The organism is Serratia sarumanii (genome assembly GCF_029962605.1).
Taxonomy (GTDB): domain Bacteria; phylum Pseudomonadota; class Gammaproteobacteria; order Enterobacterales; family Enterobacteriaceae; genus Serratia; species Serratia sarumanii.
The window spans coordinates 3688287-3707854 of sequence record NZ_CP124750.1 but is presented as its reverse complement, the minus strand read 5'-3'; the positions used below and the strand labels follow the sequence as shown (position 1 = coordinate 3707854).

At 56.2% G+C, this 19568-nt stretch carries 11 protein-coding genes and 1 pseudogene; 8 read left to right on the top strand and 4 right to left on the bottom strand.

What is annotated here, in order from left to right:
• Position 1: 1 nt before the first annotated feature.
• Positions 2-2065, bottom strand: coding sequence for a polyphosphate kinase 1 (gene ppk1 / locus SSARUM_RS17620; RefSeq protein ID WP_033648827.1), 2064 nt, complete (start codon positions 2063-2065; stop codon positions 2-4).
• A 396-nt stretch (positions 2066-2461) separates the two neighbouring features.
• Between ppk1 and SSARUM_RS17615 the strand changes: the two genes are divergently transcribed.
• Genes SSARUM_RS17615 through pstB form a run of 3 tightly spaced genes read left to right on the top strand, consistent with a single transcriptional unit; the run spans position 2462 to position 7120 of the window.
• Positions 2462-4633: an ABC transporter permease subunit gene (locus SSARUM_RS17615; RefSeq protein ID WP_060430437.1), complete on the top strand. Its 2172-nt coding sequence runs from the start codon at positions 2462-2464 to the stop codon at positions 4631-4633.
• On the top strand, positions 4630-6279 hold the full coding sequence (gene pstA, locus SSARUM_RS17610) for a phosphate ABC transporter permease PstA (RefSeq protein ID WP_033648825.1): 1650 nt from the start codon (positions 4630-4632) through the stop codon (positions 6277-6279). The genes SSARUM_RS17615 and pstA overlap by 4 nt, the downstream gene beginning before the upstream one ends.
• A 28-nt stretch (positions 6280-6307) precedes the next feature.
• Positions 6308-7120, top strand: a complete 813-nt coding sequence (pstB, locus tag SSARUM_RS17605; protein ID WP_047570992.1) for a phosphate ABC transporter ATP-binding protein PstB — start codon at positions 6308-6310, stop codon at positions 7118-7120.
• 69 nt (positions 7121-7189) lie between these two features.
• Here the strand turns inward: pstB and SSARUM_RS17600 are convergent, their stop codons facing one another.
• The 3 genes from SSARUM_RS17600 to SSARUM_RS17590 are packed head-to-tail and all read right to left on the bottom strand — an operon-like array spanning position 7190 to position 9133.
• The gene (locus SSARUM_RS17600; RefSeq protein ID WP_033654571.1) at positions 7190-7681 is read right to left on the bottom strand and encodes a TIR domain-containing protein; all 492 of its coding nucleotides are present in this window, start codon (positions 7679-7681) and stop codon (positions 7190-7192) included.
• On the bottom strand, positions 7678-8592 hold the full coding sequence (locus SSARUM_RS17595; protein WP_230200801.1) for an SIR2 family protein: 915 nt from the start codon (positions 8590-8592) through the stop codon (positions 7678-7680). The genes SSARUM_RS17600 and SSARUM_RS17595 overlap by 4 nt, the downstream gene beginning before the upstream one ends.
• Positions 8543-9133 carry an SIR2 family protein gene (locus SSARUM_RS17590; RefSeq protein WP_230200802.1) on the bottom strand — a complete coding sequence of 197 codons (591 nt, stop codon included), beginning with the start codon at positions 9131-9133 and terminating at the stop codon, positions 8543-8545. The genes SSARUM_RS17595 and SSARUM_RS17590 overlap by 50 nt, the downstream gene beginning before the upstream one ends.
• Positions 9134-9509: 376 nt before the next feature.
• Between SSARUM_RS17590 and SSARUM_RS17585 the strand changes: the two genes are divergently transcribed.
• The 5 genes and pseudogenes from SSARUM_RS17585 to SSARUM_RS17565 all read left to right on the top strand — a co-directional run bounded on the left by SSARUM_RS17585 (position 9510) and on the right by SSARUM_RS17565 (position 19526).
• Positions 9510-11177 (top strand): ShlB/FhaC/HecB family hemolysin secretion/activation protein, encoded by a 1668-nt coding sequence (locus SSARUM_RS17585; RefSeq protein WP_060430435.1) that lies wholly within the window; start codon positions 9510-9512, stop codon positions 11175-11177.
• Between the two features lie 60 nt (positions 11178-11237).
• On the top strand, positions 11238-17219 hold the full coding sequence (locus SSARUM_RS17580) for a DUF637 domain-containing protein (protein ID WP_060430432.1): 5982 nt from the start codon (positions 11238-11240) through the stop codon (positions 17217-17219).
• Entirely contained in the window at positions 17216-17599 is a 384-nt protein-coding gene (locus tag SSARUM_RS17575) for a hypothetical protein (protein WP_043147815.1), read from the top strand. The genes SSARUM_RS17580 and SSARUM_RS17575 overlap by 4 nt, the downstream gene beginning before the upstream one ends.
• A gap of 86 nt (positions 17600-17685) precedes the next feature.
• Positions 17686-19155 (top strand): annotated as a pseudogene (locus tag SSARUM_RS17570) (DUF637 domain-containing protein); the annotation flags it as partial.
• A gap of 8 nt (positions 19156-19163) precedes the next feature.
• Positions 19164-19526 (top strand): DUF596 domain-containing protein, encoded by a 363-nt coding sequence (locus tag SSARUM_RS17565; RefSeq protein WP_060430630.1) that lies wholly within the window; start codon positions 19164-19166, stop codon positions 19524-19526.
• Positions 19527-19568 lie beyond the last annotated feature (42 nt).

Genomic DNA, 19568 nt, shown 5'->3' with positions numbered 1-19568 from the left:
CCTACTGTCCTGGTTGTTCCAGAGCTTTTAAATACTCGTAAATAGCCACCTGGGCACGCACTTTGCGGCGGTTGCCACGCGGCACGTACTGGTTGCTCAGTTCTTTATCCACATAACGGGCCTTGACCGTATCGCTGAACAGGATCTCCAGAATGTCCAGAACGCGCTGTTTCAGCGCCGGATCCAGCAGCGATACCGCCACTTCGATACGGTAATCTATGTTGCGGGTCATCCAGTCGGCGGAGGACAGATACACCCGTTTGTCACCTTTATTGTCGAAAACGTAAACCCGGTCGTGCTCTAAAAAGCGATCGACGATGCTGATCACCTGAATATTGTCGCTGATCCCCGGCAGGTTGGGAATCAGGGAACACATGCCCCGCACCAGCAGGCGGATCTTCACGCCGGCGCCGGACGCGGTATATAACCGATCTACCAGCCCTTTATCCACCAGATTATTTATTTTCAACATAATGCCGGCCTGTTCCCCGGCCTGGGCGTTGGCGATTTCGTTGTCGATCAGCTCATACAGCTTCAGGCGCGAGTTCTGCGGCGACACCATCAGGTTGTCGAAGGTGACCGGCCGGTAGGGGTTCTCGATAAAGTTGAATACCCGGCGCACCTCGTTGGTGATGCGTGAGTCGGCGGTCAACAGCGAATAGTCGGTGTAGATGCGCGCGGTTTTTTCGTTAAAGTTGCCGGTACCGATATGAGCATAGCGCACAATTTCATCGCCTTCACGGCGCGAAATCAGGAACAGCTTGGCGTGGATTTTCAGGCCCGGCGCTGAGAAGATCACGTGTACGCCGGCCTCGGTCAGGCGCTTCGCCCAATGAATGTTGGCTTCTTCGTCGAAGCGCGCCTGCAGCTCGACCACCACAGTGACTTTTTTGCCGTTGTGCGCGGCGTGGATCATCGATTCGATGATGCGTGAATCTTTCGCCACCCGGTAGATGTTGATCTTGATAGCCAACACGCTCGGATCGAACGACGCCTGGCGCAGCAGCTCCAGCACGTGCTCGAAGGTGTGGTACGGATAGTAGAGCAGCACGTCTTTTTCGCGAATGGCGTCGAAGCCGTTGCGGAAACCGTCGAACCAGATGTGGCGCAGGCGCGGCAGCGGCTTGTTGACCAGGTTGGCCTTGCCAACGTTCGGGAAACTGATGAAATCTTTGAAGTTGTGGTAGCGGCCGCCGGCGATCACCGAATCGTAGTTGGAGATGCCCAGCTTGCCGCGCAGCAGTTCCACCATTTCGTTCGGCATGTCGCGCTGATACACGAAGCGCACCGGCTCGGCGGTCAGGCGCTGTTTCAGGCTGGAGGACATCAGTTCCAGCAGGCTGGATTCCATTTCGGTCACCAGATCGTACTCCGCGTCGCGGGTCATTTTCATCGAGTAGGCGTTGAGCGCGTCGTAGTCGAAGAAGCCCTTGAAGATATCGTCCAGGCAGTAACGCAGAATGTTGTCCAGCAGGATCATCGGCTTGCGGCGGCGCGGCGCTTCCGGCGGCAGATTGACGAAGCGCGGCACCTTGTCGGACGGGATCTCCAGCAGCGCATAGTCGATGCGCGCGCCGCGGATGATCTCCACCGCCAGATAGGTGTAATCGTCTTTCAGGAACTGCACCAGATTGGTGTCGTGATTGATCAGGATCGGCGTGATGTGCTGGCGCAGATGCTGTTTGAAATATTGCCGCAGCCAGATTTGCTGGTTCTCGGACACCTGGCGTTCGTTGATCAGGAAGATCTGGTTACGCGCCATTTCCAGCAGCAGATCGTTGTACAGGCCGTCGAACTCCTGATCGGTTTTCAGCACCTTGGCCTGGATCTTTTTCAGCAGGTGGCGCGAGGCGCCAGCGGAGCCTTGCTCTTCGCTGATCAGGATGCGCCGTTTGAGATCGGCGAAGCGGACTTTATAGAATTCGTCGAGGTTGTTGGAGTAAATGCCCAGAAAACGCATACGTTCAATCAGGGGATTGCTCTTATCTGCGGCTTCCTGCAACACGCGTTCATTAAAGGATAACCAGCTTAGTTCTTTTTCGATGTAGAGCTTTTCCTGACCCATTGCCACTCCAGTTCAAATTTAGAATAGGATCCGGGACGCAGCGCCCGGATGCCGCTCTAGTGTCCTTGATCATTATTGCGAGAGATTGACAGGAAAGTCCAACATATCCATTGCGTTGGCGCGCGGCATTTTTCGGCGCCGATAAATTTTCGGCGACGTGGGCAATGCGCCGCCGGATTGGGCAGCATTAAATTAAGGTTTCCAGGCTTATTATTGGCGTTATAAAGCGTATTTGCGTTCATTTTTCAGCAATATATCAGCGCCATATTGCCTGTTGGCAGTGAAAATGACTTGGTGGAGATTGGGTAACTTTGTCATGCAAACGTCATAAAACTGACATAAGATGCCCGGTTATCTTACGGCGCAAGCCCGATTACATCAGCGACAGCGAGACACATGACACAGACGACGGCCAATCAACATCCCCGAGATCGCATGCGCGGGCGCATCGACCGCGGCGTGCAGGCGGCAGTGACCGCCAGCGGGCTGATGGTGCTGATGACGTTGATGCTGATCTTCGTTTATCTGCTGTTTGCGGTGCTGCCGCTGTTCAAACCGGCCTCGCTTGGGCAGGCGCAGCCGTTGCCGATCGCGGCGTCGGCCCCGGCGCTGGCGCTGGGCATGGACGTGCAGCAGCGCGTCGGTTACCGCATTGACGCGCAGGGCGCGGGGCAATTTTATCGCCTGACGCCGACCCCGAACGGCCAGCCCCAGGCGCCGCTGGCGCAGCAGACGCTGTTGGCCAAGCCGGCGCTGCTCGCGCAGGCCGCCGGAGAGCGCGATCTGTTTGCGCTGGCGCAGGCCGACGGCCGCTTGGTGGTGGCGCGCGCGGATTTCGCGACGGCGGAGACCGGCCGGCCGCAGTGGCTGTTCCCGCTCGGGCAGCAGCCGTTGGCGCTGGATCCACAGCGCAAGCCGCTGAAACTGCTGTCGCTGGCGGATGCGCATCGCGGGCAGTATCTGCTGGCCGGGGTGACCGACGATCGGCGCCTGGTGTTTGGCCGTTTCAGCCCCGACCGGCCGCCGCAGTTCAGCGAGCGCCCGCTGGAACATGATGCTGAGCAACTGGTGCTGACGCCGGATGGCCGCCAGCTTTACCTGTTGGCGGGCAACCGGCTGGCGCGTTATCAGATCGACGGCGCGCAGCTGCAGCTGCGTGAAACGCGTACCCTTGGCGAACATGCCCCGTATCAGATGACGGCGCTGCCCGGCGGCAGCGCGCTGCTGATCAAGGGCGCCGACGGCAATCTGCGCGAGTGGTTCGAAGTAGAAAAAGAGCAGCGCTGGCGCCTGACGCCGGTGCAGCATTTCGACCATGGCGCCGACGGGCAGGAGCTGACGGTGGCCGAGCCTTACCGCCGGGTGTTCGCCACCCTGCGGCCCGATGGCGGCTTCTCGCTGTTCTCCACCATTCAACCGCAGCCGCTGCTGAATACCCGTTTGGGCGCCGAGGTGCAGCAGATAGCGTTCGCGCCGCGCGGCGATGGCCTGCTGCTGGAGAGCGCGCAGGGCTGGCAGCGCTATGCGCTCGACAATCCGTATCCGGACGTCACCTGGCGTTCGCTGTGGGGCAAGGTGTGGTATGAGAACTACCCGCAGCCGGCCTACGTCTGGCAATCCACCTCCGGCGAAGACAGTTATCAACCGAAATTCAGCCTGATGCCGGTGATCTTCGGCACCTTCAAGGCGGCGGCTTACGCGATGCTGTTCGCCATTCCCCTGGCGCTGGCCGGCGCTATCTATACCGCTTATTTTATGACGCCGGGGCTGCGGCGGGTGATCAAACCGGCTATCGAAGTGATGGGCGCGTTGCCTACGGTGGTGATCGGGCTCGTGGCCGGCATTTGGCTGGCGCCGATCATCGAGCAATACCTGTTGGCGGTGCTGGCGTTGCCGCTGCTGCTGGCGGCGGCGGTGCTGCTGTGCGGCGCGTTAACCCATCGCTTTATGCCGCGTTGCCGGCCGGGTGTCGATCTGCTGTTGCTGTTGCCGCTGCTGGCGTTGACGGTGTGGCTGGCGCTCAGCCTGGGGCCGCGGCTGGAGGTGGCGCTGTTCGGTGAGCCGCTGCATTTCTGGCTGGGGGATAATTACGACCAGCGCAATGCGCTGGTGGTGGGCGTGGCGATGGGCTTCGCGCTGGTGCCGATCATCTTCTCGCTGGCGGAGGATGCGCTGTTCAGCGTGCCGGCTACCCTGAGCCAGGGCTCTTTGGCGCTGGGTGCCACCCAATGGCAGACGGTGATCAAGGTGGTGCTGCCTTCCGCCAGCGCCGGGATTTTCTCCGCGCTGATGATCGGCTTTGGCCGCGCGGTGGGGGAAACCATGATCGTGCTGATGGCCACCGGCAATACGCCAATTATCGACGGCAGCCTGTTCCAGGGGCTGCGAGCGCTGGCGGCCAATATCGCCATCGAAATGCCGGAGGCGGTCTCCGGCAGCAGCCATTACCGCGTGCTGTTCCTGACCGCATTGGTGCTGTTTATCTTCACCTTCGTGTTCAACACGCTGGCGGAGGCGGTGCGCCTGCGGCTGCGTAAGCGCTACACGCCGAATCAGGAGGCGCCATGAAGAACTGGGTGAAGAGCGGGTCGCCGTGGATTTGGCTGACCGCCGGTTCGGTCGCCGTCAGCCTGTTGGCGCTGATCGGCATTCTGTTGCTGTTGGCCGGGCAAGGGATGCGCTATTTCTGGCCGAGCCCGGTTTATCAGTTCGAGCTGAATCAGAACGGCGCCGGGCCGGTGACGGTGATCGGCGAGCTGTATCAACAGCAAAGCATTTCGCGCCGCCAGCTAACGGAAGCGGGCGTGACGCCGCCGGGCGAGGCGCAAAGCGTCGAACGTTATCTGATCAAGGTCGGTAACCGCGAGCGTGAAGGGCAGGATTTCCGCACCTTGCTGGCCAGCGACATCGGCAGTCAAAGCACGCCGCGCAGCCTGCTGGTGCTGGAGCGCGACAGCCACGGCACCGCTTACGGCTATCTGGCGGGGCTGCTGGAGGACGGGCAACCGCTGACCGGCCGCAATCTGGGGCAGGCGTTGCAGCAGCGGCTGCCGCAAATCGCCGCGCTCTCGCGCCAGGCGCACGACATTCAATTTCGCGATATGGCGCGCATCAATCAGCAGTTTGACGCGCTGCGGCTGCGGGAAAAGCGCCTGCAGCGCGACGATAAGCTGGACGCCCGCGCGCAGGACGCCATCAAGGCCGAGCGGCTGGAGCTGCAGCGGCAATACCAGCTGCTGTCCGAACGCCTGGCGGGGCTGAACCGCGATCGCCAACGTGATGCGCTGCTGCTGCGCGATATGCATGGCCAGACGTTGACCATTCCGCTCAGCCAGGTGCGCGATGCCTGGTACCCGAACGCCATGAACACCAGCGAGAAGCTGGCGCATTGGGGCGAGCAGGTGAAGAAGTTCCTCACCGACAGCCCGCGCGAGGCGAATACCGAAGGCGGGGTGTTCCCGGCCATTTTCGGCACGGTGTTGATGGTGATCCTGATGTCGATCGTGGTGATGCCGTTTGGCGTGATCGCGGCGGTATATCTGCACGAGTATGCCGGCAACAATCTGCTGACGCGGGTGATCCGTATCGCGGTGGTCAACCTGGCCGGCGTGCCCTCGATCGTCTACGGCGTCTTCGGCCTCGGCTTTTTCGTTTATATGATAGGCGGCACGCTCGACCAGCTGTTCTATCCTGAATCCTTGCCCAACCCGACCTTCGGCACGCCCGGCGTGCTGTGGGCGGCGCTGACGCTGGCGCTGCTGACGCTGCCGGTGGTGATCGTCGCCACCGAGGAAGGGCTGTCGCGCATTCCCACCTCGCTGCGGCAGGGCTCGATGGCGCTGGGCGCCAGCCGGGCCGAGACGCTGTGGCGCATCGTGCTGCCGATGGCGGCGCCGGCGATGATGACCGGCCTGATTCTGGCGGTGGCGCGCGCCGCCGGGGAGACCGCGCCGCTGATGCTGGTGGGGGTAGTGAAATCGGTGCCGGTGCTGCCGGTGGACGAGATTTTCCCGTATCTGCACCTGGAACGGAAGTTTATGCATTTGAGCTTCCAGATCTACGATATGGCATTCCAGAGCCCGAGCGTAGAGGCGGCGCGGCCGCTGGTGTTCGCCACCGCCTTCCTGCTGGTGACGATCGTGGTGAGTTTGAATCTGGCGGCGATGGGTATCCGCCATTCGCTGAGGGAGCGGTACCGAGCATGGTCGCAGTAACAATGACGCTATTTTTGGGGAGTGCGTAATGGGTTTGATGACGCCAGGCAGTTTGCCCCGGCTGGATGTCCAGCATCTCGACGATGAACAGACCGCGCTGGCGGTCAACGGACTGAACCTGTTTTATGGTGACAAACAGGTGCTGCACGACATTTCGCTGCGCATTCCGAAGCACCGGGTGACGGCCCTGATCGGCCCTTCGGGCTGCGGCAAATCGACGCTGCTGCGCTGTTTCAACCGCATGAACGATCTGGTGGACAACTGCCGCATCGAGGGCGATCTGCAGCTGAACGGCACGACGATCTCCGGCGCGCAGATTGACGTGGCGGCGCTGCGGCGGCGGGTGGGCATGGTGTTCCAGCGGCCGAACCCGTTCCCGAAATCGATCTATGAAAACGTGGTGTACGGCCTGCGGCTGCAGGGCGTGCGCGACCGGCGCTTGCTGGATGAAGCGGTGGAGCGTTCGCTGCGCGCCGCCGCGCTGTGGCATGAGGTGAAGGATCGGCTGCGTGAAAATGCGTTCCGCTTGTCCAGCGGCCAGCAGCAGCGCCTGGTGATCGCGCGCGCCATCGCCATCGAGCCGGAAGTGTTGCTGCTCGACGAGCCGACCTCGGCGCTGGATCCGATCTCCACGCTGACCATCGAGGAGCTGATTTCCGCGCTGAAACAGCGTTACAGCGTGGTGCTGGTGACGCACAACATGCAGCAGGCAGCGCGCGTCTCCGACTACACCGCTTTTATTCATCAGGGGCGGCTGGTGGAGTACAACGATACCGACGCCATCTTCACCTCGCCGCGCCAGCGCCGCACCGAGGATTATATTACCGGGCGGTATGGGTGAGCGACGTGCCGCACCCCTAGCGAACGAAAGGCTGCGGGATAATGCAGCCTTTCGTCTTTAGGGCGGCCGTCAGTAATTTTCGCGAATGCGGATCGCTTCTTCTACCCACTCCGCCAGATTTTCCTTGATGTGATTATAGACATTGGTGCTGGTCAAATAAGGCGGATCATAGGCTTTGGCGATTCCGGAAAGCTTTCTATCCCCCAGCTTGATATGATCCAACGGGTTGTTGCCTTTTCGGGCTTGTTCGCCGGCGCTGTCTTTCAGGTTATGGATATACACCACCAGCACGCCCATGCCTTTCTTCCAGGCTTCACAGATTTCGAAGTTGATCCACTTGCGATTGGCGGTATCTTTACCCGCGAGAATCACAGCGCAGCTCCGATTGTCCAACTGGCCTTTGATCCAAGCGGCGATGGCGTCGTCACCGCCTTTTTTCACTTCCTCCCAATCGTTATCCGTGGCCGGCCGGTTACCTTCCAGCGAGCCCATTTCGCGTATCTGAGAAGCGCGCCAGTTGTCCGGCTCATAATGGAAACTGTAAAAACATTTTCTGGTCATCGAGGATTATCCTTAGTAATGATATCGATAAGTGCCAACAGGCATGTTTTCTTCTCCGCCAGGCTGCCCGGCTCGTTAAGTTGATCCAGCAGGTTCATGGCGACGGGATGGCGGTGATAGAGGGTGTCTTTCATCTCCTCCTTGATTTTTCGGTAGATCTCGGCGGATGCGCCGCCGGTACAACCGATAGGAATGCAGACGCAGCCTTGTTCCGCAGCGATGTGGAACTCTTTCAATAAACCGTCGGCCAGCACGCATTCGCCTTCGGCGTTACGCTTGTTGCCGAACAAAAAAACCGCGATGCCGCTGAGCGAAATCATGTTCTGGCGGTATTCGTGCCAAAGTGCCGGCAGCGTAATGCTCCCGCTGGCGAATTGGGGGAAAGGGCGCAATACCAGCTGGCTTTCGCTGATTTTCCCCCCGCTGGCGTAAATGGCTTCCAATGCGCCGTTGATCACCGCCGTGCCCACGCCCCAACCGAAGCCGTTGACGATGCGGTACTGTTTGCGGATAAGCAGGCGCGCCAGGCGGTGTATGAACTGGATGGACTCTTCACGGGCATAGGGGTGGTAGTTGTCGGCGCTGCCGGAGATAAACACCGTGCTTTTCTTGAATTGCGTTTCGATGGCATACAGCAGGTCGGTGATTTGCCGATAGTCCTCCACCAGCAGCGTTTGAATGCCGTAACGGCGCAGATCGTTGATCATCAGGCTTTGTTTTCGGCTGTTGTAATCATAAGACGCCTGATCCTCGCTGCCGCTGTCGCCAGCCTGAACGCGCCGCATGATGCAGTAGTGGTTTCTTTTCCCTTCGCCGTACTGCGCGTAAAGGCGACTCAATACGTATTGCAGGTTGGGGTCTTCAAAGCTGAAACCGATAAACAGGAAGGTTTTGGCGGTCAACTCCGCCATCAGCATGTTGATAAAAGGGAAGGTGTGTACGGGAGTAAGTTTCGTATTGTTCGCGGGTGATAATCGCCTGGTTGGGGGTTCTATAATCACCATGCATTTTATATAAGACAACATCGCGCTTGTGAATATTGTTGGTCAGACTTTCCGGCGTGGTTTTAACGTCGCAGACGCGATTATAACGGGCATAGGTTTTTTCAATCAGATCGTCGTAGTTGGTTGTCCAGAGTGACGCTATCGGCAATCTGGCAATGATCCGATGATTTTCAGTTTCTTCCGCTTGCTCAGCGAATTCTGTAATTATTTTTTGATTTATCTTATGCCGGTTGCCTTTTTCATTGAGATGATATTGAGCCAGAGAAATAAGGTCACTTTCTTTTTCTATATCCAGCCCCAATTCATAAGCGATATCACCGATAAGCTCTTTCCAGCTGACGAAACCGGCGGGTATGGACAGCCCGGCGCCGGCAAATAGCGCGGCGCTGCCGGCTTTGATATCATTAACGTAATCACGAATAAACAGTTCTATATCACGTTCTGGCATTAGGAAATCCTGATATTGTTCGAGGTTCTTGATTGGTTAGTTGTAAATTATGGCTTTCATGAATAATTGCATTAAACAAAATATCACGGTAAGACGGCGGGTTAATTTTGTAAACTTTATTTTTTATTTTTAGCGATATTGTGCGTGTTATTTAACTCTTGAATTTATTATTGGCAATTATTTGGGTTTTTAATTCATGTGGTAATAATATCCGCCATCAGGAAATGTGGCGGCAAGCTCGATAAAATATATTCCTGATGTTTAACCACGTTGTGAACCCGATCAAACAAAAACAATTCTCATTATCATTGATCGTCGGTGTAAAATGTATATACTTCGATAAGCTATGTAAACTAACGTAAATGGATGTGTTTAAATGTGTGCATGGAAGCCCGGGATTTGGCCTGCACTCTTGGCGCTCTGCGCTCCGGCGTGGTGTGCGGAGATCGCCAGCCCTGCTGACCGCGACAGCATTACCCAGCAGCAGAAAACGTTGCTGGAACAGGCGCAGCAGCAACGCGAGGCGCTGCAAAATAACGTTGAGTTGCCGGCCTTGCCGCTGCCTGTGTCGGCCGCCGCAGGGGCGGTTTGCCAGCCGGTGCGGCAGATCGTTTTTCAGGGCGCCGAACATCTTTCCTGGTCGGTGAAGGAAAGCCTGGTTCGCCCGTATCAAGGGCGCTGCCTGACGCTAGAGCACATCAACCGTCTGGTGCGCGAAACCACCAATGCTTATCTGCAACGCGGCTATGTCACCTCGCAGGCCTGGCTACAGGAGCAGGATATCTCCCGCGGCGTGTTGACCGTGAGCGCCAGCGAAGGGCGAATCGAGTCCATCACGCAGAACGGCGAGCAGACGCTGGCGCTGAAAATGGCGTTTCCCGGCCTGGTTGGCGACGTATTGAATCTGCGCGATATTGAGCAGGGCATGGAGCAGCTCAACCGCCTGCCATCGCAACAGGTGGCTATCGATATTCAACCCGGCGAACAACCCGGCTTTTCCAACGTGGTTTTGTTGCGTGGCGCCCGGCGTGCGCCGGTCTCTTTCTCTTTCGGCGCCGACAACAGCGGCCAGAAAAGCACCGGCACCGGGCAGATGAACGCCGCCTTCACGCTGGATAACCCGCTGCGCCTCGCCGATCAATGGTCGCTTTCCGCAGCGCGCAATAACGATTTCAGCCCGCATTACCGCAGCCGCAGCCTGAACGGCGGCGTCACCTTACCCTACGGCTATTGGCTGTTCAGTTACCAGTACGCCTGGAACGATTTTTTCCAGCGGGTGCCGTTCAACGGCGCGGCTTACCGCTATCAGGGCAACAACCAGACCCAGCGTCTGGGCGCCAACCGCACGTTGCTGCGGGATGGCAAACGCAAGCTGGCCGTCGATATCGGGCTGGCGCGGCGTACCACGGAAAATAAGCTGGCGGGGGAACGGTTGGGCGTCAGCAGCCCGACGCTCAGCGTCGCCAGCCTGGGCCTCAATTACAGTGCGGCTGCGGGCGGCGGCTATATGACGCTGAACCCGACGGTAAGCCGCGGGCTGCGCATGCTGGGCGCCACCGCCGACGATCCTGAGCGCGACGGGGCGCCGCGCAGCGAGTTCCGCAAGCTTGGCCTCAGCGCCAGCTACTTTTATCCGCTCGCCCCCTCTCTCTATTACCTGACCTCGGCCTATGGGCAAACCAGCGCAGACAACCTGTATGCCGGCGAGCGCATTTCCATTGGCGGGCAATACTCGGTGCGTGGCTTTAAAGAGCAGTACCTGACCGGAAATCGCGGCGCCTACTGGCGCAATGAACTCAACTGGCAATGGCAGACGTTGCCGGGGCTGGGAGAGCTTTCTTTCACCGGCGCGTTAGACGCCGGTTGGTTGCAGGGGCGCGCCGGTCTGATAGACGGCGGCAGCGTCGCCGGCGCGGCGCTGAGCGCGACGTTAAACGGCCGCTGGTTCAATCAGGCGGTCACCGTCGGTAAATCGCTGACGCACCCAGGCAGCCTGCAACCGGATCGTTGGGTGGCCTACTGGCAAGCCACCGTCACGTTATAACGCCAGCACACAGCAGGAGCGCCTCGGCGTTCAAAACAACATCCTTTCGAAGGAATGAATATGGATAAGTCCACTTCCCCTTTGGCGCGGGGCGCCAGCTATTTGCTGATCTACCTGACGGCTTTCCAGCCGTTGCACCCGGCGTTCGCCGCCGGCATTACCGCCGCTAACGGCAATACGCAGGTGGTTATCAAGCCGGGCAACGTACCGGTGGTGAATATCGCCACGCCGAACGGCGCGGGGATTTCACACAATACCTACAAGGATTTTAACGTCGGTACGCCCGGTGCGGTGCTGAATAATGCCATCCAGGGTGGCAAGACCCAACTGGGCGTGACTATTGAGAATGCAAAGGGCAACCCGAATCTGAAAGGGAAGCCAGCAGAACTTATCATCAACGAAGTCACCGGAGGCAGTCGTTCCGAGCTGCAGGGCAAGCTCGAGGTGTTCGGCAACAAAGCCAACGTGATGATCGCCAACCCGAATGGCATCACCTGCAACGGCTGCGGCTTTATCAACGCGCCGGGCGTGACGTTAACCACCGGCAAACCGCAGTTCGACAAGCAGGGCGCGCTGGAGGCGCTGGAGGTGAAAAAAGGCGGCGTCACCATCGGCGGTAAAGGGCTGGACGGCAGCGGCGCCGACTATGTTGACATCATCAGCCGCGCCACCGAGCTGAACGGCAAAATCAACGCGCAAAACCTGTCGCTGACCCAGGGCGCTAACCGCATCAGTTTTAAAGACGGCACCATCAAGCCGATCGCTGGCGAAGGCGCCAAACCAGTGTTGGCGGTGGACACCAAGGCACTGGGCGGCATGTACGCCAACAAAATCCGCCTGGTGGCCAATGAGGATGGGGTAGGGGTTAACCTGAAAGACCTCACCAGCAAACAGCGGGATATTACGCTGAGCGTTAGCGGGCGGATTGAGTTGGGCAATACACAGGCAGCGACAGACTTGAACGCCAGCGCCAGGGAAATTCATATCTCATCGGGTGTTAAGGTGCGCGGTGAACGTGACGTGACAATGGCTGCCGATACGCTCAATAACAACGGCAATGTTACGGCGCATCGCGATATGCGGGTGTTTGCCGATACGGTACGCAATGTGGCACTACGTGATGGCGACAACACCGCATTGCATAGCAACAATAATCTCTGGATTCAGAAAGACGCTCAGGGGAATAAAGCCAAACAGATAGAAAACCGCTCTGCACGCATTCAGACCAACAGCGGTGACTTGGTTATACGCACGGAGAATTTGAACAATGTCAGGCAAGAGGTTCAAGCCGTTTGGAAAAATACTCCCGCTAACTCTAAAGCGTTCAATAAATCCTTGGTAGGAAGTTATTACGACTCACGGCAAGGTGTTGACGCTATTGTGCTGCTGGAGCCTGAACTGAAGGACTTTGGCATCGGCAGTTGGTTTGGCGAAATCAACCTGTCGAAAGGCGACAAGGTTAATGTGGGGAAAGACGAGTATCTTCTGGTGAAATCGCAGGCGCCGGGGGTGATAAATTCAGGCAACAACGCTTATATCAACGCGACAACGTTATGGAACGATCAGTCGAATATCAGCGCGGCCAAAGATCTGATCCTGACGGGGAACGATTTTACCGTAAAGAGCATTCAACTCGGCCAGAAAGATCGGTACTGGCGTCTGGGAACGAACACGTTTGGCGTTGGGGCGTTTGCCCGTGACGAAGATGCGCCTCCCGGAGATTGGGATCTGCTGTATGTCACGGAAAAAGCGCCTTATACCAAGCAGCAGGAACTTGTCGTCTGGCGAGCAAAGGGGCAGCAAAAATCATCGATTACCGCCGGCAATAATCTCACTGCGGATTTTAAAAATAAGATAGAGATCAGTACGCCGACGCCTCATGAAAATCAGCTGAATGAAGTGGTCACCTCCGGCAGGCCAGAGTCGCTAAAGGCACGGAATGTTCTGCTGCATGCCAAAAATATCGTCGGTACTGATGCGATTCGTGCCGACGGCAATATCACCGCGATTGCCGAAGATCGGATTGTTCTTGGGCAAGGCATTTTGGCCGCCGGAAAAGAGCTGTCTCTGACGGCGGTCAACGCCATCGACGCCTGGCAAAGTGAGCTGAAAGGGCAGGACGTCACGCTAAACGCCAAAAACGGTGAGATAAAGATACATTCCAGCGAGAAACCTCACTACTTCCGTCCTGACGGTTCGCGTTGGTTGGGCAGCCTTGAGGCTTCACGCGATTTGTCTCTCACGGCTGGCAGCACCATTACGTTGCTGAATACGCTGCTGGCGCCGCAAAGTCGCAATATCGCCATGACGGCTAACGGCAGCATTGCAATCGTAAAAAACAGCGCGTTGTTGGAGGGGGCGCTATTGGGGGGGCCGGTTTCTCCGGCTAAACGGCAGGAATACTTCAACCAGCTGTTGGCCAGTGGCCAAATGAGGGCAACGGGTTCGGTTCTGCTCAATAGCGGTGGCTATCTGGCGCTCCGCGGCACCAAGATTAATGCGGATAAGGACGTTACGCTGTTAGCCGCCCATAACGCCGATCTTAACTACCGTGAACTTGACGGTCGATTCAATGCGCTTTTCCCTGTGTCCCGCACGCCTGAACTGGGCAGCCGGGTACACGCCGGCGGCAATTTGCTGATTAACTCGGCCCGCGACATCGGCACCCAGGGCGGCGCGCTCTCCGCTAACGGCAATATCACGCTGCTGGCCGGGCAGAATCTATGGTTGTCGAACCTGGCCTATTCCGCCATTGATGCCGCCAACGACAACAACAAAGACGACCGCCATGTGGTCACAGCCCTCAGCGCGGGTAAAAACCTGACCGCGTCGGCGAATAACCAACTGCTGACTTACGGCGCCAGGCTGACCTCCGGCGCCAACATGACGCTGACCTCCGGCGGCGATATGCGTTTCGAGGCGGTGCAAAATCACACTTACCGCGAGGGCGGCAACGAGTTCACCGAAACTCGCACTCAGCAGGGCACCGAGCTGAATGCCGGCGGCCTGATGACGGTGATTTCCGGCGGCAGCATTCTGTTCCAGGCGACCAAACTGGTGGTTAAAGGATTAGGGGCGAACTGGAAACCGTCGGTGGCGGTGACGGATTGGGGAAGCCGGATAGCGGCGGCGGAGCAGGCGGTTAGAAATGCAGAGCAAAATGTTAATCAAAAACAGAATGTACTGAACAACGTTAGAAATACGCCTGAAGGTTTGTTACTCGATAATCCTGCTCAGCATCCTATTTCATACAAGCACAGTAGTTCTGTAATGATACCGGGTACGGGGACTTATCACCTCGATATGGGGAATATTGAAATAAAAACCCGTTCAGATCTGGATAGATTGCTTAATGAGGGAGGGAAGGCATTTGACCCATTCCCTTATGGTGTCGATCCTGCGGAAACATCCGGTGATGGTTATGAGATTGCGCTGGCAATTCGAAAAAAGACGATAGATGAATATGAAAATTTGCGTCAACGCATAATCAAAAAAAAGAATGAGATACACGCCGCCCAACAAGCGTTGAATTCTGTTGATAGTGAAAAGGTAAACGCAAATAGGAAATTAGTTAGCGTCCAACAGGAAGCCCAAGCTAAACATGCGGAAGAAACAAGGCTGAAAGCCCAGGTCGATGCCCACAACCAGGCAGAGGCCATGCGTGTCGGCAATATGGATATCGCCGCCAAGGGCGGCTATCTCTACGCCCAGGCAATGGAAGAGTCCAGCCATTACGAGAAAAAGGAAACCAAGCGCAAATGGTGGGGCAAGAAAACCGAGGTTAAGCAGACCCGCCATGACGTGACCAACAAGGTTACCGAGTTTACCGCCGCCGGCAATATCACGCTGATGAGCCGCGACGACAGCACCTATGAAGCCAGTAAAATCGCCGCCGGGCAAAACGCGCGCCTGACCAGTTCCCGTGGCCAGGTTAACTTCCGCGCGGTGAAAAACACCTCTTTCGAACAGACCGTCAGCAATTCGAAAGGCTTCTTTATCAAGCAGGCCAATAAAGGGTACGAAGACAATAAGTGGGTGCTGCCGAGCATTCATACCGGTGGCGCCTTGACCGTAGAGGCCGCCAAGGGCGTCAGCGCCGATGTGAAGGTGAAAAACGGGCAGGCGCTGCAAAGCGCCATCGACGCCCTGGGCAATACGCCGGGCACCACCTGGGTCAAAGATCTGAACAAGCGCAACGACGTGCAGTGGAGCAAGGTCAAAGACGCTTACGACAGCTGGGATTACAAGAGCCAGCACCTGAACCCGGCGGTGGCGGCGGTGATCGCCATCGCGGCCGCGGCGGTGACCGCAGGCAGTTCACTGGCGGCCACGGCGGCCTCCAGCGTTTCCGGCGCCGTGGGCGGCGGGGCGGTAACCAGCGGTGCGGTCACCGCCGGGATGTCTTCGCTGGCCTCCCAGGCGGCGGTGGCGTTGGTGGAGAACCAGGGCAACCTGTCGAAAACCCTGCAGGCGCTGGGTAGCAATGAGAACGTCAAGGCGACCGCCACGGCGATGGCGATCGGTGGCGCGCTCAACGGTTTCGACAGCGCGATGGGCTGGAGCAAGGACGCGGCGGGCAAACCGCTCAATCCAAACAACGTCAAACTGCCGCAGCTGAGCAACGGCGACTGGAGCAAGGTGGCGCAGCGGGTGGCCGGGCAATCGGTCATCAGCTCCAGCCTGAATACCGCCATCAACGGCGGCAGCTTCAAGGACAACCTGACCAATGCGCTGCTGGCGAACATCGGCAGCCAGGTTCAGGCCGAGGGCGCCAATCTGATCGGGGATAACGGTCAGGTTCTCAATATACCGGGCCGTGCCGTAAGCCATGCCGTTCTGGCGGGCGTGGCCGCAGAAATCGGCAAGGGCAATGCCAAAGGCGCAGCGGCAGGGGCGCTGGCGGCGGAGCTGGCCGGGGTGATCATCAATGATAATTTGGTCAGAAGTGAAGGCTGGCAAGAGCGTCAGGCTCAAATCAGCCGCGTAGCGGGCGCCTTTGCAGGGGCCATCGTAACCGCCAAAGCAGCAGGTGCCACCAGCGGTGCAAATGCGGGTGAGTTTGTCGAGCGTTTTAATCGACAGTTGCATCAGGAAGAACTCAACGCCATTAAAGCGTTGGCTAAGGGTGACAAGGAAAAAGAAGCGCGTCTGATGGCGGCTTCATGCCGAAAAGTAGCTTGCACCACGCAAGAGGCGTTGAACTCAGACGAACGCAAGCAGTTTGAAGCCCTGATGAATAAGTACCCGTCAACGCGGGATGAAGACGGCCTCATTGCCAATTACTGGGTACAAAAAGAGCGCCAGCGCTTCGGCAACTATCCGGCGTTTGCCGGCTATGACAGCGAACAGTTATTCACGTATGATTTGGGCGACCAGATAACCGACGGCCAGCTGTTTGCACGCAACCAGCAGATAGAACAAATCAGCAAGTTGACCGGGTGGTCGCCGGACTGGGTGAATGCCTCGGTGATGGCGGTCTCTATTGCCAGCACGTTTGCCGGTATGGGTAAAGCGAACGTCGGCAACCAGTACCTGTCATCCAAACTGGTAGGGCCAACCAGCGCCTGGAAAGGGTATCTGGTCAATGAGAAGACCGTTCAACAGGCTGCTGCGTTTAGGCAGCAGGTATTGGATGCTAGGGCGCCGTTTTCTCAAAATATCAGGAAGATGGGGAATGCCGCAGTTGCACAAATCGATATCCCAGGCATGCCGAAAACTCTTGCGGCACATAGCCGTATAGACAAGGCTGAAAAAAGTTTTGTTGGGAAAGGTGGGGGAAACTTCACATATGAAACGATCAAGAATAGTGACGGTAACCCAATCCCCAGAAACCTGGATTCTGAATATAAAATTTTGGATAATCTGGCTGATAAATTGGGGGCGAACATTACCGCTAAGGGAAAGGTTACCATTTTTACTGAGCGTGTAGCTTGCGACAGTTGCCTTGGTGTCGTGGAACAGTTTCAGAAAAAATACCCAGGAGTCAAGGTGGAAGTGATCGATAACAATAATATACTGCTGATACCTCGGAGGTTGAAATGATAGATGACGAACGTATGAGCTATAAGGATATACGAACTGATTTTTTAGACTGTTTCTACGGTTGTTGCCGAAATATTTTAGATACGAGTAATAAGTCAGGCGAGAAGCCTTCGTATGACGGTATAGAAATAGGATATGCATCATATCAATATGAGTATGTACCTTTTATACCTATAGAAAATCTAATGTTAAATGTATTTAAGCTTGTTTTAATGGCTGGTAGAGGGCCAGAGGGGGTAGAAATTAATATTAGAAATAACATATCGGACATATTAAAGGATAGATCTCTAGAAGAGTTACTGCTGGATGCTAGCGAAGAAGAAAAAAGCGACTTGCTTTATGACATGGAGCTACTTGGGTTACTGGAACAGTGTAAGTAATACTGTAATTCGGTAATATTTTTTTCCATGAACGGCTCTTCGGAGCCGTTTTCTCTTGATGCTGTATTCCATATAAACGCCGATAGGACGCGGCGGGCAAACCGCTCAATCCAAACAACGTCAAACTGCCGCAACTGAGCAACGGCGACTGGAGCAAGGTGGCGCAGCGGGTGGCCGGGCAATCGGTCATCAGCTCCAGCCTGAATACCGCCATCAATGGTGGCAGTTTCAAGGACAACCTGACCAATGCGCTGCTGGCGAACATCGGCAGCCAGGTTCAGGCCGAGGGCGCCAATCTGATCGGGGATAACGGCGACGTTCTGGGTACCGCCGGGAAGTCAGTCAGCCATGCGGTTGTGGCGGGCATCGCCGCGGAAATCGGGCGCGGCGATGGTAAAGGGGCTGCTGCCGGGGCGCTGGCGGCGGAGCTGGCCGGCGTCGTGATGCAGAGCACGCTGTTCGAACCGGCCAATCTCAACGAAAAGGAACGCCAGCTCTACCGTCTGCAGGAAGCGCTAAACGGCAATGAAGTAAAAGAGCAAACGGCACGAGTGATCGGGGCTTTGACCGGGGCGTTGACAACGCATACGCCGGAAGGCGCCTACAGTGCTGCGGACAGCGCGCAGTCGGTTTATCGCTACAACATGACCGAACATATGTTGATGCAGTATGCGCTGGATAATCAGAAAGACATTTTGGCCGCTGATAAAGGTGATGTTGCTGCGGCAAAACGTGTTGTGGCTCGCCGAGAAGCTGCCGCAATAGTGGCGACCGTAGGTGGCGGCGGTCTGGTACTTACTGCGGGGGGAATGACGCTGGTGGGAGCTGCGCCAGAATTGGTTCTGGCGGCACGATTGGCGATTGCCGGTTGCAAAACTAACCCCGCGCTTTGCCTGAACCAAGCCGGTATTTATGCGGCGGATATTGTGGCACCAGAGGCGATTATTGGTACTGGTGCCGTAACCACCGGCAGCACATTGATTCCGGGGAAAACCGAAGACGGCGTGAGGAAGTTGAGCCGACAGCTGGTGAACGCTTCCGATGAATTATACAAAACAAAAACGTTCAACACTCAGCCGGTTGCCGATTTTATCAAAGGAGAAACAGCAGCCGGGGCGAATTTGTCGACTAAAACGGCAGATTATTTGCGGGAAATACAGAAGGTTAACACTAACCAGTTGGTTAAGGTGTTTGACCCGAAACAGAACGAAAGTAAGCTAAACGTGTTTGGTCAGCAGTTCGAGCAGGTGTTAGGTGAGGGTGGCGGCAACAAGCAAGGTAATACAAAAGTGTTTGCCACTGAGAATTTATCGAAACAGACGATTTTCGATTATGCGCAATCTCTTACCGGAGGGAAACCATTAATAGAAGTTAGAAAAGATGCACTATGGACGGTGGTTTTAAATGAAAAAACAGGTGAGAAATTAACTCTTAGGAGTGTTTCAAGTAGCAAGGAAGATACCAAAGCACGTTGGACGATTGATATCATAGATAATGAACACCTGAATGCGCTTCAAGGTAAAGTGAAAAAAAGAGTAGAAATCAAATTTCGATGAGGGCAACCATGTTGTATAGCGAGGATCAATACAAACTGTTTAGTGAAGAGTTGGACGGTGCTTCCATTGGAACCGTATGGTCAGCTATGAGAGCTGATAATTTTGATAGGAATACATTGTCCTATGAAGAAAAGAAAAACTATTTTTTCGACTTAATTCATCAGCTTATGAATGAAGGGAGAGTAAGGTTAGGTAAACATGGCCAATTCCTTGAGGGAGACATTGAAGAACAGGTAACACATTACAAAGCTGTATTCCCTAAGACAGAAGAGGAATGGAAAACAAAAAATGAAGACATTTGGTTCTATGAAGAGGAATGCCCTGGTGGTCTTGTCTGGATTCATGAAGACGGCTACCAAGATTGGACGTAGTTACTGATACTATCTGTAGCATGATAAGCTGTTAACAGGTGA

Excerpts from the sequence above, each read along its gene's own strand:
- pstA (WP_033648825.1), top strand. The coding sequence starts at position 4,630 with ATGAAGAACTGGGTGAAGAGCGGGTCGCCGTGGATTTGGCTGACCGCC.
- pstB (WP_047570992.1), top strand. The coding sequence starts at position 6,308 with ATGGGTTTGATGACGCCAGGCAGTTTGCCCCGGCTGGATGTCCAGCAT.
- SSARUM_RS17595 (WP_230200801.1), bottom strand. The coding sequence starts at position 8,592 with ATGGCGGAGTTGACCGCCAAAACCTTCCTGTTTATCGGTTTCAGCTTT.
- SSARUM_RS17580 (WP_060430432.1), top strand. The coding sequence starts at position 11,238 with ATGGATAAGTCCACTTCCCCTTTGGCGCGGGGCGCCAGCTATTTGCTG.
- SSARUM_RS17585 (WP_060430435.1), top strand. The coding sequence starts at position 9,510 with ATGTGTGCATGGAAGCCCGGGATTTGGCCTGCACTCTTGGCGCTCTGC.
- SSARUM_RS17600 (WP_033654571.1), bottom strand. The coding sequence starts at position 7,681 with ATGACCAGAAAATGTTTTTACAGTTTCCATTATGAGCCGGACAACTGG.
- ppk1 (WP_033648827.1), bottom strand. The coding sequence starts at position 2,065 with ATGGGTCAGGAAAAGCTCTACATCGAAAAAGAACTAAGCTGGTTATCC.
- SSARUM_RS17615 (WP_060430437.1), top strand. The coding sequence starts at position 2,462 with ATGACACAGACGACGGCCAATCAACATCCCCGAGATCGCATGCGCGGG.
- SSARUM_RS17575 (WP_043147815.1), top strand. The coding sequence starts at position 17,216 with ATGATAGATGACGAACGTATGAGCTATAAGGATATACGAACTGATTTT.
- SSARUM_RS17565 (WP_060430630.1), top strand. The coding sequence starts at position 19,164 with ATGTTGTATAGCGAGGATCAATACAAACTGTTTAGTGAAGAGTTGGAC.
- SSARUM_RS17590 (WP_230200802.1), bottom strand. The coding sequence starts at position 9,133 with ATGCCAGAACGTGATATAGAACTGTTTATTCGTGATTACGTTAATGAT.